The 14,081-nt window shown below is 42.4% G+C and carries 11 protein-coding genes; 4 read left to right on the top strand and 7 right to left on the bottom strand.

Annotated features, from left to right (window positions below; genetic code table 11):
* Nucleotides 1-62 precede the first annotated feature (62 nt).
* The 4 genes from ACA086_RS09835 to ACA086_RS09820 all read right to left on the bottom strand — a co-directional run bounded on the left by ACA086_RS09835 (nt 63) and on the right by ACA086_RS09820 (nt 4,895).
* Nucleotides 63-2,456 (bottom strand): glycogen debranching protein, encoded by a 2,394-nt coding sequence (locus ACA086_RS09835; protein WP_371003130.1) that lies wholly within the window; start codon nt 2,454-2,456, stop codon nt 63-65.
* A gap of 97 nt (nt 2,457-2,553) precedes the next feature.
* Nucleotides 2,554-3,063, bottom strand: a complete 510-nt coding sequence (locus ACA086_RS09830) for a DUF3124 domain-containing protein (RefSeq protein WP_371003129.1) — start codon at nt 3,061-3,063, stop codon at nt 2,554-2,556.
* 53 nt (nt 3,064-3,116) lie between these two features.
* The gene (locus ACA086_RS09825) at nt 3,117-4,064 is read right to left on the bottom strand and encodes a DUF1080 domain-containing protein (RefSeq protein WP_371003128.1); all 948 of its coding nucleotides are present in this window, start codon (nt 4,062-4,064) and stop codon (nt 3,117-3,119) included.
* A 123-nt stretch (nt 4,065-4,187) separates the two neighbouring features.
* Nucleotides 4,188-4,895 (bottom strand): DUF6090 family protein, encoded by a 708-nt coding sequence (locus ACA086_RS09820; protein ID WP_371003127.1) that lies wholly within the window; start codon nt 4,893-4,895, stop codon nt 4,188-4,190.
* 115 nt (nt 4,896-5,010) lie between these two features.
* On the opposite strand from ACA086_RS09820, the gene ACA086_RS09815 reads away from it, so the two are divergent.
* The 4 genes from ACA086_RS09815 to ACA086_RS09800 all read left to right on the top strand — a co-directional run bounded on the left by ACA086_RS09815 (nt 5,011) and on the right by ACA086_RS09800 (nt 8,880).
* A complete protein-coding gene (locus ACA086_RS09815) occupies nt 5,011-5,271 on the top strand; it encodes a hypothetical protein (protein WP_371003126.1) in 261 nt (86 codons plus the stop codon).
* Nucleotides 5,272-5,472: 201 nt separating this feature from the next.
* The gene (locus ACA086_RS09810) at nt 5,473-6,783 is read left to right on the top strand and encodes an OmpP1/FadL family transporter (RefSeq protein ID WP_371003125.1); all 1,311 of its coding nucleotides are present in this window, start codon (nt 5,473-5,475) and stop codon (nt 6,781-6,783) included.
* Nucleotides 6,784-6,948: 165 nt separating this feature from the next.
* Nucleotides 6,949-7,569, top strand: coding sequence for a vancomycin high temperature exclusion protein (locus ACA086_RS09805; RefSeq protein ID WP_371003124.1), 621 nt, complete (start codon nt 6,949-6,951; stop codon nt 7,567-7,569).
* Nucleotides 7,570-7,626: 57 nt separating this feature from the next.
* Nucleotides 7,627-8,880: an NRAMP family divalent metal transporter gene (locus ACA086_RS09800; protein ID WP_371003123.1), complete on the top strand. Its 1,254-nt coding sequence runs from the start codon at nt 7,627-7,629 to the stop codon at nt 8,878-8,880.
* On the opposite strand, the gene ACA086_RS09795 is transcribed toward ACA086_RS09800, so the two are convergent.
* The 3 genes from ACA086_RS09795 to ACA086_RS09785 all read right to left on the bottom strand — a co-directional run.
* On the bottom strand, nt 8,877-10,817 hold the full coding sequence (locus tag ACA086_RS09795; RefSeq protein ID WP_371003122.1) for an OmpA family protein: 1,941 nt from the start codon (nt 10,815-10,817) through the stop codon (nt 8,877-8,879). The genes ACA086_RS09800 and ACA086_RS09795 overlap by 4 nt on opposite strands.
* Before the next feature lie 4 nt (nt 10,818-10,821).
* Entirely contained in the window at nt 10,822-11,805 is a 984-nt protein-coding gene (locus ACA086_RS09790; RefSeq protein ID WP_371003121.1) for a type IX secretion system membrane protein PorP/SprF, read from the bottom strand.
* Nucleotides 11,805-14,081 (bottom strand): gliding motility-associated C-terminal domain-containing protein (locus ACA086_RS09785; RefSeq protein WP_371003120.1); only part of this gene is annotated, 2,277 nt, incomplete at its 5' end. The genes ACA086_RS09785 and ACA086_RS09790, both read right to left, overlap by 1 nt.

Raw genomic sequence — 14,081 nt, 5'->3', positions numbered from 1 at the left:
ATTATAAAGATAGAAAACACGAGGTAGATGTAGTGTCTAGGATGGTTATCTGCGAATATAAATTAAGGTTCAAAAGTAACAGTAACCTCAAGAGTATTCTCAAAGGTCTGAAAGAGATAACTTCCATCTTGCAGCTCTGCTTCTACCTCGGAGGTCATAACCATAAATCCTTTATCTTCGCTTTCTTCCCTCAATTTCAAAATTATTTCCCATCCCGGCTTCTCTTTAGTGATCTTAATTTTATACCCCTTATCAATTGTTTCGTAAAAGACAGAAACAGCATTATCGGCAATGACCACGTTCTCCAGTGATGCCATAGGCCAGGCTTCGGGCATTTGCGGACTTATTACTACTTTCTTTTCAGAGGCAAGAGGTTGTATTCCAAAAAACTGCTGAACGATGGGAATCGCAAAACTATAGATGTTCCATGCCTGCGTCATCATCCCATAATCCGGGGATACTTCATACATACTCCCAGGCAGGGCATAGCTAAAGGTGCGGGCCATCCGTTCAAGGTAATTCAGGGCTTTATCCGGTCTGCCGTAGTTGTTTTCGGCTACGGCCTGAACCCCGGTAGGCAAGGTCATTACCGCCCCTGTATAGGAGAATATTTTAGATCCTTTAAAGGAACCATCATCTGAGCCTGCAGATTCGTCCCTGTCGATGCCTGTAACAAATACACCAAAAGGATTAACAAAGGTCTCCGCAGTTTCTAGCGCCCGAAGTGCCTTGTCCGGATCAGCTATCTTCATTTCCATGGGGGTATTAACCACCCAGTTGTGATGTAATACAAAAGGCCGTGTACCCTGGAATGGATTCTCCAAAATAGCCTTCCTTGTGGCTTTTAATTCTTCTACTGCCCAGGGTTTGTTAAGCGTATCTGCCCTTATAATGGCGTCTTCAATTAAATGCAACGCCTGTTGGTCTGTGCCAATAAAATCGGCATAGGAGTTAAATTCTTCTGACCAGAATTCTGAATTGATCTTTTCTTTGAGCGCCTCCGCTGTTTCTGAGTATTCTTTCTCCAGATCTGCCTCCTCAAGTTCTGCTGCTATTTTTGAAGCATCGGCGAAGGCCCTTTGGGTATAAACTGCCACATCAATCATCTCACTGTCGAGTCCGTGTATTTCCATCATCCCAAAGCCATCGGGAAAACCATTGCCGTCTGAATCTTTTTCAGACATCAGCCAATGCAAACCTTTTTTAATCGTTTGAAAGTAGCGTTTCAGGAAAGCTTTATCTCCGTTCCATTGATAGACTTCCCAGATCAGGGAAGCAAATTGTGGAGTTTCATTGATATTCCCTTCATTAAAAACGGCACCGTTAGTGGAAACTTCATGAACAATTCGACCATTTCCATTGGTCACCTCCGAGAGGCTGTCTAACAAGGCTGTTGTGTTGTATACAGCTTCCGTCTGCCCCACAGCTATATAGCCCTTGAGGGCGTATTCACTGTCTACACCAAACCACCAGGGGTAGTCCGGGATACCAGCGGTTATTCCACTTCCTATCTCAGGCACTTCGCGTACCAGCCAGTCGCAATTGTATTTCAGCCATTCAAAAGTTTGCTGTAAATGCTTGTCCGGAATCGTCAGTTTTGACATTTCAGCTATTTGGGCATATCTGGCCTGTTTTTCTTTCAGGAGTGAGATCGAATTGCCATGTAGCGATTTATAGGTATTGATCGTAGCTTCTTCGGAAACATAGGACCCTGCAAGGGCAAATGTAATTGTCCTGATTTCACCTGCACCAAGAGAAAAGAGATATGTAAGACTGCCACTGACCCCCTGCCCTCCATAAGGACTTTGTAGCTGCTTTTGTGATTCTGAGGCAATATCGGCCCCAAAGGCCACAAACCATGGATTTTCGAGATCTTTCATGACCCATGTATCCGTATTTTCCCTGAAATTAGCCTCGTCCTTGCTGTCAATCATCCCGGTTCTCTCCCCCAACCATGTAGGACGGAGATCAGCATATCCAGTAAAGGTTATATCCAGTTCCCTGGCTTTATTAGTTTCATTAGTAAGTACAAACTGAACCAGAATCCCTTCCTTATCATCCGGTACAAACTGCCATCGATCAATCTTTAATCCATCATTCTCAAAAATGAATGAGTGTCTGTTGCCAAAGGGATAATTTGTGAAGGTACCGGCTTTATCAAGGCTTAACTTCTTTTCTTCCAGCTGTAGCTCGATCTCAAATCCGTCCATTAGCTTAATTGGATGATCCCACAGGCCACCCATTTCATTTTGTATATGCCAGCCCAACTCAGGAAAACTTCCGTCCTGATGCCCCACCAGGTAAACACGATTGCCGGCCGTGACAAATGGGGAATTAAGGTAGGCCGACTTGCCCTCAATAGAAGGACTATCTTCTAATAAAGTACCAAAGGATTCAGGCTGAGAAGAGGTACAGCCCAAAAAGAGGAGTAAAATAACAAGCAGGATGTGTCTCATGATATATTTATATTTAAACTGAATACCGACACGATTATTCTAATTGTTCACAACCCGAGAATAAAGGAAAATATTCTACAATAGTCCTGGTTTAATTTTATTCCAGGCGTATCCCCTGAGAAGCAAAGGAAAGTCCCTGCTGGCCTGATGTTGAAATCATAACTGCCTCAAAGTGCGGTTCCTGTACATCGGTAGCCGCTGTCCAGTCGAACAGAAAATTCGCTCCGGTACCTCCTTCTTTGTCATTCTCATCGATCACAATTTCTATGGTCTCCATGGGAGCAATATAAATGGTACGGTTAAAATACGTCCGGATAAGGTTTCCTTTGGTATCAAAATACTGAGCTCTGGTAAGGTAGACGGTATCGGCACGATTGATATTTCGCATACTTACGGTTGCGGTAAGGTCGTGCGTTACATGTTCGGTCTGACTGTAAATTTGAGAATACACAGACAAATATGTACTTCCTACTATCATCGAATCTGATCCTGAAGGTGCAAGCGTCCTTTTTTCCCAATTCACCGGGTCAATAGAGCTGTACCCTTTTTCCTCCTTACAACTCAGAATAAACAGGGTAACTATAAAGAAGGCCAGTAGGTACTTCATAAGTAAGAATATAACGGATTTACTTAATATACTCTTGTTTTATCTTTTATACTTTATTTCTCAGGGACGGCAATAGTGATATTGCGATATTCTACGGGTCCGTGATCTCCCTGAAGATATATTGGTCCGGGTTCACCTTCCTTACTATCGAGAGCGCCCCCGGTAATCCCAGGAATGATCTGCTTGTGGATAATTGTTTTGCCATTGGCTACAACAGTAACCCGCCTCCCTACCAGGGTAATGTCATAAGTCTGCCATTCACCGGGCTTCATAGCCACATTTTCATTAGGTGTAAGAAAGCCATATACCCCTCCCAGATAAACCGAAGAGGGTTCTTTCCCATAACTGTCCTCTACCTGTACTTCGTAACGCCCGCGGAGGTAAACGCCGGAATTTGAATGTTCGGGATAACGGAATTCAATATGCAGTTTAAAGTCCATAAATTTTTCCTCAGTCATTAGGTTAGATCCGGAAGCAGGACTCGTCAATACGCCGTCTTTAACAAACCATTGATTGGTATCACTACCTGTAGGTACCATCCACCCATCCAGGGCATTTTCTTTTAAGAGAGGTTTAGGTTTTGACCATTTTTCAGGTTCTGCATAAAGTAATTTTGGAGCTCTTACTCCCCTGAAGGCATGCGGCGTTCCTGTATGATCGAGAAGGTTTCCTTCCATGGCATCTCCGTTCACAGTTCCTGTAAACATCATATACTGTGATCCGATCCACTGAGGGGGGATACTAAAACTGACCAGCTTGTCTTTAAAATGAACTTCGGAAATAGGTCTGGCACTTCCCGCATAGCTAACATAATACCCCACCAGGGCTTTTGATCCGGATTGCTTGACTTCCAGCCAGGAGGGAACCCATTGGTCTCCTAATTGCACCTCAAGGTCCCAATGCCCAATGACTTCAGGCACTTCTTGAGCTTCAAGGTTAAAACCAAGTAGGGCGACTATAAGAAAGGTGATTGTTTTGTAATATTTAATTGAGTATTGCATTGAAAAGGATTTAAGAACTTCTCGTAAATATAGAAAATAAATTCGGGGTCTTTAGTTTGTTTTATACCCAGAACTACCGCAGATAAATTACACTATTTGCTTTCTTCGTGAAATTGCAAGCTTCTACTTTTTTAATTCCTGATCGATAATTTCCAAGAGAGAATCGATTAGCAGGAGTCCTTCTTCAATGTACATCACGCTGCCCCTATAATTATCTTTATTCATCACAATATTATTTCTTTCTAATCCTTCTGTGGTAAAGATGCTATAATCCTTAAGTACTGCGCTTTCGCCAAAAGTAAAGCTAACCACATTCCTTTTCAGTATTGGCAACCACTCATTCATAAATTCCCATTCGATATCTTTAATAGCCTGTCCGATAAACTTGATGCGATCATCGTAGTAGGTCCCTAGCTTAAATCTCAATTCCTTGTTGTGAATCTGGTCGAGTCCTTTAGATTTAAGAACTTCGTAGCCATTGGTCAGCGGCTGGAATCGACTGAAATGCATAAATCGAGCCAACCAAAATGGTAAACTGTCATGCTCTTTAGTGACACTCAAAATTGAATCAGCAGCTCGCAGGGCCCTTTTCCCATTTTCTGCGATCTGGCTTAAAGCAATTCTATCCTGTAATAAATTTACCCGGATCTGTTGTAGCATCTCAACTTCGAAATTTCTGCTTTTCCGATCTTCATTCCAATTATTGATCTGTAAAGCAAGGAGAATTCCAATCACAACCAGGATAATTTCTCCCACAGCGTATTTCAGGTATTTTGTATTCTTTCCATCCCCGAGGAGTTGTTGACGGATTTGACGAAAAAATCGGAACATAGATTGTAATTAGAAGCAAGCATGAGTTTTCAAGATAACACTTTCCAAGAAATAATTTTTTAATACTACAAAGCTTTGTACTTTTGGATATATTCCTATTTATTGGATTTTTTCCATGATATATACAAAATATTTTAGTGGTTTAATTGCCCAATACGGCAGGCCGAACATGAGCGATACCCAGTTCAGGTTATTGATGAATATTGTACACCTGGAAGGTCGGCTCGAAGGTATTAATACCATCAAACGCAAACTGGAAGGAACCCGGGAGGCTCATCGATTCGACATAGAGTATTTTAATGTCCACAAAAAACTTACTGAACTTACCGGGAATCTGCCCCCAGAGTCATTAAAATCCAGGTTATTTGTCATCTGATAGATTCATGAACTACAACATGCTTATTATCAGTATTTTAAGGCTTTTGTAACTCAAGTTACACAAGTACCAAACTATGATTTTCATCAGTATTTCCAGGCTTTCTTAGGTATACCTTTATCCCAATCTAAGTAACACAAGCCCGCAAATTCACGGAAGTTTTATTACGGTGGATTGAAGGGTTGCTAAATTCACAATTCGATGAAAAACTATCTGCTTACTTTCGCCTTTTCCATTCTTGCATCGGCGGCATTTTCGCAAGCCGGACACATCATGCAGGGAGTGGGTTCTGTAAATATGTCCATGGGTGGAGCTGCCACCGGACAACCCCTTGATATCTCCGGAGCACTGCAATGGAACCCTGCAGCAATTTCAGTCTTTGATGAAAATCAGCTCAAGATCGATATCGGTTTGTTTTTCTCTTCCCCCGAGCTGAGCTCTACCGTTCCAGAATTTGACAGCAACGGACAACCAACAGGGAATTTCTTCAGCGGAACTACCGAGGATGATCGGGGTGTTTCCCCTCTTCCCGCAGTTGCATATGTCTGGAGCAAACCTGAAAGCAAGCATACTTTTGGACTTTCTGCTTTCGGGATCAGTGGTTTTGGGGTTACTTTTCCTGAAAGTGTCTCAAACCCCATAAATATGCCGCAAAGTATGGGAGGCTTCGGCAGGGTTGAGTCGGATTACAGTCTGTTACAGGTTGGATTTACCTGGGCTTATGAGGTATCTGAGGAATTTTCAATAGGAGTTGAACCTAATTTCAATTTTGCTACCCTGGAGTTGATTCCCAATCCAACAGCCAATCCGACAGGGGCGGGTTATCCGTCGGCAGACAAGGCCAGCGCCATAGGTTTTGGTGCCCAGTTCGGACTATTTTATCAGAGTCCGACCGGCTTTAAAGCAGGTGCTTCCTATAAAACCAAACAAGTTTTCAACGATTTCAGTCTGGATAATACCTATCTCGATAATTCAACATCCAGCAATGACTTTAAGATCAATTATCCCGCCATCTATTCGCTAGGTCTTGGCTATTCACTGGGCAATGTGGATCTTGCTCTTGACTACCGACTGGTAGATTATGAAAATACGGAAGGGTTCCAGGAAAGGGGATGGACCAATACTTTTTCCGTTGCCGGATTTGGATGGGAAAATATCAGTATTATCTCAGCAGGTATCCAATACAAGGGGGTAAACAAACTTCCTTTACGATTAGGATATACGTATAGCTCCAACCCAATCAATAGTGATCTCGCTTTCTACAGCGTTCCTGCAACGGCTATTATAAAAAATGCCTTCCAATTTGGATTGAGTTACGAGTTGAGTGACAAAATTTCACTGGATGCCGTCTATCATTATGGTTCTAGTGGGGATGCAACCTCAGGTCCATTATTAAATCCTCAATTCATAGAGAACTTCCCTCCTTACGGTGCTATCCCAGGTAGTGAAGTTTCTTATGATATGACTACGTCAATGATTATGGTAGGTGCAAGTTTTAATATAGGGAAATGATTCAGATGTAGAGTTATTATTGGTTAATTCAGGACAAAGCGGTATTCTTACGAGAGTACCGCTTTTATTGTTTATGAATAATACTAAAAATCTATTGGAAGATTCTTCTCCCCCATGCTGCCCAATTGCCGCATTTCCTTACCTTTATCAACCTTAATACGCTTTATGAAAAAAAGATTGCGCACTGTTTTTCTCCTTTTATTTATCCTCCCTTTATCAACTTTGCTAATCTGTGACGCCATTATTGATCGTGGGGCAAGAGGGAAGACATTTTACAATGTGCAATCTGTACCTAAAAACAAAGTAGGTATTGTTCTGGGAACATCAAGCAGGCTTATTGCCGGGGGTAATAATCCCTACTACACGCATCGTATAAGCGCAACTATTTCCCTATATAAAGCCGGAAAGATAGATCGCGTTCTTGTGAGTGGCGATAATGCCACTAAGTATTACAACGAACCGGATACATTTAAAAAGGACCTGATTAAAGGAGGTATACCCGAGGATAGCATCATGCTTGATCCCTCAGGATTCCGAACCTTGGATTCTATGGTGCGGGCTAAGGAAGTTTTCGGACTTGACAGTGTGACCGTCATCTCACAAAAATTTCAGAATGAAAGAGCCGTGTATCTCGCCGAAAAAAAAGGCTTGTACGCTATAGGATACAACGCTCAGGACCTGGAGGGCTCCCAGGGGTTAAAAGTCCAGGTACGCGAATACTTTGCCAGGGTGAAGGTGTTTGTAGACCTTCTTCTAAACACTCAGCCACGCTCCAAGGAGTCTTAATACACAGAAAGGAATAGAATTGCACAAAAAATCCTACTTTAGAGCAGCACACTGCTTATGCCAAGCGTAAAAACATTGATCAAAAATTTGGGGCCGGGCCTGCTGTTTGCCAGTATGGCTATTGGTACTTCACATTTGGTTTTGTCTACCAAAGCTGGTGCCCAGTATGGGTGGGTAATGGTAATTCCTATTATTCTGGCGAACATTTTGAAGTATCCGTTCTTTGAATTTGGCATACGCTATACTGCGGTGACCAATACGTCCCTGATTGAAGGGTACAAAAACCGGGGGAAATCCTATTTATGGATTTATACCATTATTACCCTTGTTACGACTTTTACCATCCTGGCGGCCTTATATGTGGTAACCGCCGGATTATTCATCAACCTTTTTAAAATTGATGAATTATCGGTAGCTACCGTTGCATTGGGGCTTTTCACCTTTATATCTGCTGTCCTGATCATAGGGCGATACCGATTTCTTGAATTATCCCTGAAGTTTGTTGTTTCTATTTTATTCCTGGCACTTTTGGTCACTACTATTCTGGTATTATTTAAAGGACAGGTAGATCCTGCGCCTGAGTTTACTCCCTCACCTGTATTTAATGAAGTTGGTATTTTATTTCTGATCGGCCTGGTGGGATGGATGCCTACTGCCGTTGAAGCCAGTAGTTGGATAAGTCTTTGGACTCTCGAGAAACAAAAAGTTACAAAGCGCCGGCTACCCCTGAATGAAGCATTGCAGGAATTTAATTCGGGTTACTACATGACCGCTTTACTGGCCATTTTCTTTCTTGTTATTGGCTGGATGACGCTTTATGGAACCCAGACCGAACTTAGTGACAACGCAGTGACATTTGCCGATCAGGTTGTACAACTCTTTACTACACACATAGGAAAATGGGCCTATATTTTCATCGCAATTTCAGCCTTTGCCACAATGTTCAGCACGTGTATGACTGCGCATGACGCCATAGCCAGGGTGAGCCTCGACATTTTAAAGCACCTCACTCCTGAGCATAAGGATTATTCGGGGAAAAAGTATTTTGCCATAGGAATTATCGGTTTGGCAATAGTCAATTATATAGTCCTAACTGCTTTTAGTGCCAATATGGGCATGCTGGTTGCCCTGGCCACTTTTATTTCATTTGTCATGGCCCCGGTGGTTGGATATATGAATTTGAAAAATGTAATGAGCAAAGACCTGCCGGCAAAATTTCGTCCTGGCAAGGGATTACAATATCTCACCTATGCAGGTATTCTATTCCTCTCACTCTTTGCCTTATACTACTGCTGGATGATCTTATTTTAGAAAAGTAACTCGTAATTCAGGACAACGATCAGCTGCCTTTCGTTCTTTTTGTGAAAGGTATCCAGACAGAAAACCCCGTTGGTACATTCGTTCAAAAGTTTATCTTCCCCGTAACCAATAGAGTACAGTATATTGGAAGAAGACACTCCGTTACTTTCGAGGTAATTTTTAATTGCATCGGCCCTGTTCTGAGATATTCTAAAGTTGGTAGCCGAACCTCCCCTACTGTCGGTATGGGATTCAATACGGAGTTGCATTTGAGGGAAACGGGAAACGGCATCAATTACTTTGTCCAGTTCTGTTGCGATGGCCGGAGTAATAGTGCTCTGTCCTTTATCAAAATAAAAGTTATTCAATTTTAAAACGGTCTGATCTTCGGTTTCTTCCACCAGGTCGTCAATACTTACGATACCCATGTTATAGTTCGTATTCTGAAGCTGCTCAAGAGCACTTCCGGTGTAGGAATCGGAAAAGATAGAATGTCGATTTTTAGTTGCCTGAATGGTGATCGTTTCCTGCCAGGGAATTTCGATCCTAAATATCCCTTTTTCATCTGTTTTCTCCTGCTTGATTACATTTCCTTCCTGATCGAGCAATCTGATTTCTGCCTCCGGAATCCGGTCGTTTGTTTTCAGATTCAATACACTGCCATTAAGTGTAAAGGTCTTTATCCCGGGTTTTTCTTCGATAACAAACCCATAAAGATCATCATTTCCTTTACCTCCCGGCCGGTTCGATGCGAAATAGCCTATTAGACTATTATCCTGATAATTTTTAAGGATAAATCCAAAGTCGTCCTGCTCCGAATTCAATCCTTTTCCCAGGTTTACAGGGATACTATAAACGTTATCTTCCAGTATTTCTGATTTGTAGTTATCCATTCCACCCATACCGTAAAACACATCTGAGGCAAAGTACATACTGCCTTCAAAGATATAGGGAGCGATCTCATTTCCCGGTGTATTTATTCTTGGCCCCAGGTTCACTGGTGATGACATAATCTGCCCGTTATTAGTATACACATAGTAGAGATCTGTTCCTCCCAGGCTATCCTCAAAATTTGCAGCAAAGTAGAGTTTGCCGCTAGTCGAATCATAGAATGGATAATAAAAAGAAGTGCTGAGATCCTTTAACAGAAATCGAAAAATTCCACCTCTATCTGTGGATCCCATGGACAAGGCATTTTTTCCGTTTTCGTCGAACACTAGATTCCCGTTTTCTTCATTGGAGCGGATATAAAATACCATGTCCAATTCTTCAGAATAATAAGGTGTCCCCTGATGGTAATCGAAAACCGGTATCCCCCTAAAAGGTCTTGTAGCAACGATATCACCTTTGGGATTAAGCCTGGCCACGAAAATATCCAGATAAGATTCACCCGAAGGTTCATAAGTTTTTTTTGAATCAAGGCTGCGGGCACTGGTAAAGAGCAATTGATCTTTGTAAAACGAAGGTGCAAAATCGGCTTGTGGGCTATTGCCGTTTAAATTGAACACCTGGGCCAGATCACCTTTATCCTGTACCTCAGCCTGCAGATCAAAATTAAACCGGGCATTTTCATTTACTTCCGGGGTGAAAGAGGAGGTATTTGAATTTAGAAAGGATTTAACTTCTTCCAACCCTCTTGCCTGCCCCATACTCTGCAACATTTTATTCAGGTGGTAACCCGACAGAACGGAGTCTTTTTCGTAAACTTCTAAGTAGGTACTGGTAGCACGGTCATTCTGCCCTATCTTTTGATAGGACTCTGCTAAATTCAAATATTGCTTTACCGACAATGGCCCTTCTCTCATTTCTCTGAGATATTGCTGAATTGCCGACTGGTATCGATATTCGTAAAACAGAATATCAGCTCTGGACATGCCGTCCTGGGCGGCAGACACCAGGGAGAATAGAACAAATAAAAAGAGAATTAAACGCCTCACTTTAGTATCCATTAAGTTAAAAGAATCTCGGACTATCAATCTGTTTTGGTTTACCTTTTCTGCTTTTCGATTTTTCAGGTCTTTTCCTATTACCACCATCCCCAAGATTAAACTTCATTATGACTTCATGTGAACCCTGATTGTACTGGCCCAGGGAGTTCGTGTTATAATCGTAAGAGTAGCCCAAAAATACACCCTTGGAAATCTGGAATCCGGCCAATCCACTCACTGCGTTGTCGATACGATAGCCTACGCCGGCTGTGACTATATCACTAAATAAAAAATTAGCTGAGAAATCAAATCTAAAAGGCAAGCCTTGAAAATAGCTTGCTAAAAATGCTGGTTTAAACTTTAAATTATCTCCCAGTTCAAAAACGACTCCACCGATCATATTGACTTGTACCCTGTCATTAAAAAAAGCTTCCACTTCTTCGTCTTTGGTGACGCCAGTGAGGAAATTAGGAACTGATGCACCCAGATACCAATCTTCTGCGTATAAAAATAAACCAGCTCCTACCGTAGGGTAAAATTTATTAAATACAGTGGTGTTCAACAGAGGCTCATTTGGATTCTCGAAATTCCCCTTCGTAAAGTCGATATCCAATATGCCACCCCCGGCATCAACACCAAATGACAAATAAGTGTCAGAGGACAGGTTTACCTGAAAGGAATAGGCTACATCAAAAAAGGTCTGACTGGTAGGACCAAACTGATCACTTACCACATTAAAACCCAGCCCGTTCTTTCCATTAGACATAGGTATATTAGACCCAAACCGTAAAGTACGAGGAGCACCATCGATATCTATCCACTGGGCCCGATACAATGCTGTAATTTCTGCCCTGTCAACTGAACCTACGTAGGCCGGATTGAAACTGCCTATGTTATACATGTATTGGGTGTACTGCGGCTCGAGCTGTGAATAGCTGAACAAAGTACACAGACCAATAAGACTGAACAAAATAATGCGTTTATATGTCATCTCAGCCATTCTACCCATTATCTTATAATTTGAATCCAACCTTTGAGAACTTCCTGCTCTTCTCCGAAGGTGAGGACATAGAAATAAGTCCCTTTTGGTAAATCACCATTCTTTCCTGTTCCGTCCCAGCTATTATCATAACGGGCAGCATTGAATACCATGTTCCCGTATCGGTCAAATATCTCGAGTGTATTATTAGGAAATAATTCGATACAATTGACAACAAGTAAGTCATTCACACCATCTCCGTTGGGAGAAAACTGGTTAAATTCCAGTCCGCAATTATCAGGTATTTCCGGACTTGCCTCTATCTCAACAAATGAGCTATCATTATCCGGATTATTGTCGAGAGGCACAGATGTATTGATCGAAGCCGTATTTCTTAAAGTTACGATGGTGGTCAGATCCTCTGATATAGTCACAATAATGATAAGAGTTGCACTTTCGCTGTCGAGGAGTTCAGAAATCTGCCAAATACCTGTACCCGGATCATATGTTCCTGTAGACTCGGTATGAGACACATAGACAAAACCACTATCAATGTCGATGAGATCTTCCGCCTCAATATCAATCACCCGGTCTGATGTAAGGTTGTTCACTTCTATAGTAAATACTACCTGTTCCCCTGATAATGCTTCCGTGCGGTCTGCTGTTTTAACAATCTCAAGATCTATAGGATCAGGATTACAATCTAAGGACAGAACAGGGTCACATGGATCCAGTGGATCACTACCATTTAATACTTCTTCCCCGTCTTCAAGCCCATCATCATCGGTGTCAGGATCGTTGGGATCGGTCCCGAGGACACCTTCCTGCCCATCGGTAAGGCCGTCATTATCACTATCCACAGCACAATCAGTAACCGTAATCGTAATTGATACAAAATCGTTTGGGCAGGGCGGCTGTGCCCCTGTGGTGGTAAAAGTAAATTCATAATCCCCTGCAGGTTGCCCTTGAAAATCAACGCTATTCTGACCGTTGATTACAATAGCGCCACCGGATGGATCAGTTGTAATCGTCCAGAATCCCTCATCTTCACCGTCGAGTTGGTTGTCTAAGTCCAGCGTGGTGGGACCATTGATTGCATCATTACAGGATGAACCATTAGAAGGGACACCTGTATTCGGTACGCTGTTCACAGTGGCGGTCACAGCTTCCCGCTCGGAGGTGCAACCATTTGCTGTTGCCTCAACATAATAAGTTGTTGTAGTATTAATTACAGGAGTTACAAAGGTATCTCCCGTAGCTACAAGGTTTCCCCCGGTTGAAGCGTCGAACCAATTTATATCCGGGTCGCTGGAATCCGGTGTGGATGCAAAAGCCTGTAATGTTAAAGATCCCGAACCGCAAATAGCATCGGGAACCAGAGAGTCGAAAACAGGAGTCTGATTTAATACAAGGGTGATTTCTAATAAAGGACTCGCACAGTCGTTAACGTCGTCATAGAAAAAACCATAATATGTTCCGGGTATCGAAACTACGGTATTTGTTATATGAGCATTTGTTACCAGTGGATCAGGATTCGCACTCCAGGTCAGACTTGTTCCCGCTGGAGGAGTACTGTTGGTATATTCATTCAAATCCTGATTTATCACGTCACAAAAGAGCGTTGAAATCCCGGTAGGCGCCGGCGGTGTATCACCTGCATCACAGACTGGAGGAATGTCATCATTGATGATGGTACCCTGACCTAAATTATCGTTTAAAACGGCATTCACAGGATTGCTTAGAATTACAAAGAAGGTCTCGTCCGTTTCAGTGTTGACATCACCATTTACGGTGACATCAAGAGTTGTGCTGTTACTTCCCGCTAATATTGTTCCATTTGCTCCAACTACCTGAACGTAATCTCCTCCGGCAACATTTGCAGAGCCATCCCCTGTATTCCATGTAAAACCAATATTATTTGCTGCATTGCCACCGCCGTCTACACTTACCGTAAAGGTGAAGAGTGATGTGCCCGCATCGAGCTCCACCTGAGTAACATCATCGATACTGATATTAATTGTAACTTTTGAAGCGGTATCTGTTGCTGGTGCTCCTGTTCCGTTTATATTGGTCAGGGTAACACTTAAAGTGATGGTGCCATCTCCTAAACCGCTTAGATCATTTCCGGAGATCGTTTCTCCGGCTGATACAACAATACCTGAGCCCGATACCGGAGTACCTCCGCTACTGCTGGTGAATGAATAATTATATGTAGCTCCTACTTCGGCTGCTGTAAAAGTAAAACTTACCGCCGTCTCATTACCACCATTGATAGGATCCTGATTGATCAATACTGTATACCCGCT

Origin of the sequence: Muriicola sp. E247, assembly GCF_041358175.1 — a bacterium.
In the GTDB taxonomy this organism is placed as follows: Bacteria; Bacteroidota; Bacteroidia; order Flavobacteriales; family Flavobacteriaceae; genus Muriicola.
The sequence above is the reverse complement of the archived record's forward strand: the minus strand, read 5'-3'. Positions and strand labels throughout refer to the sequence as shown.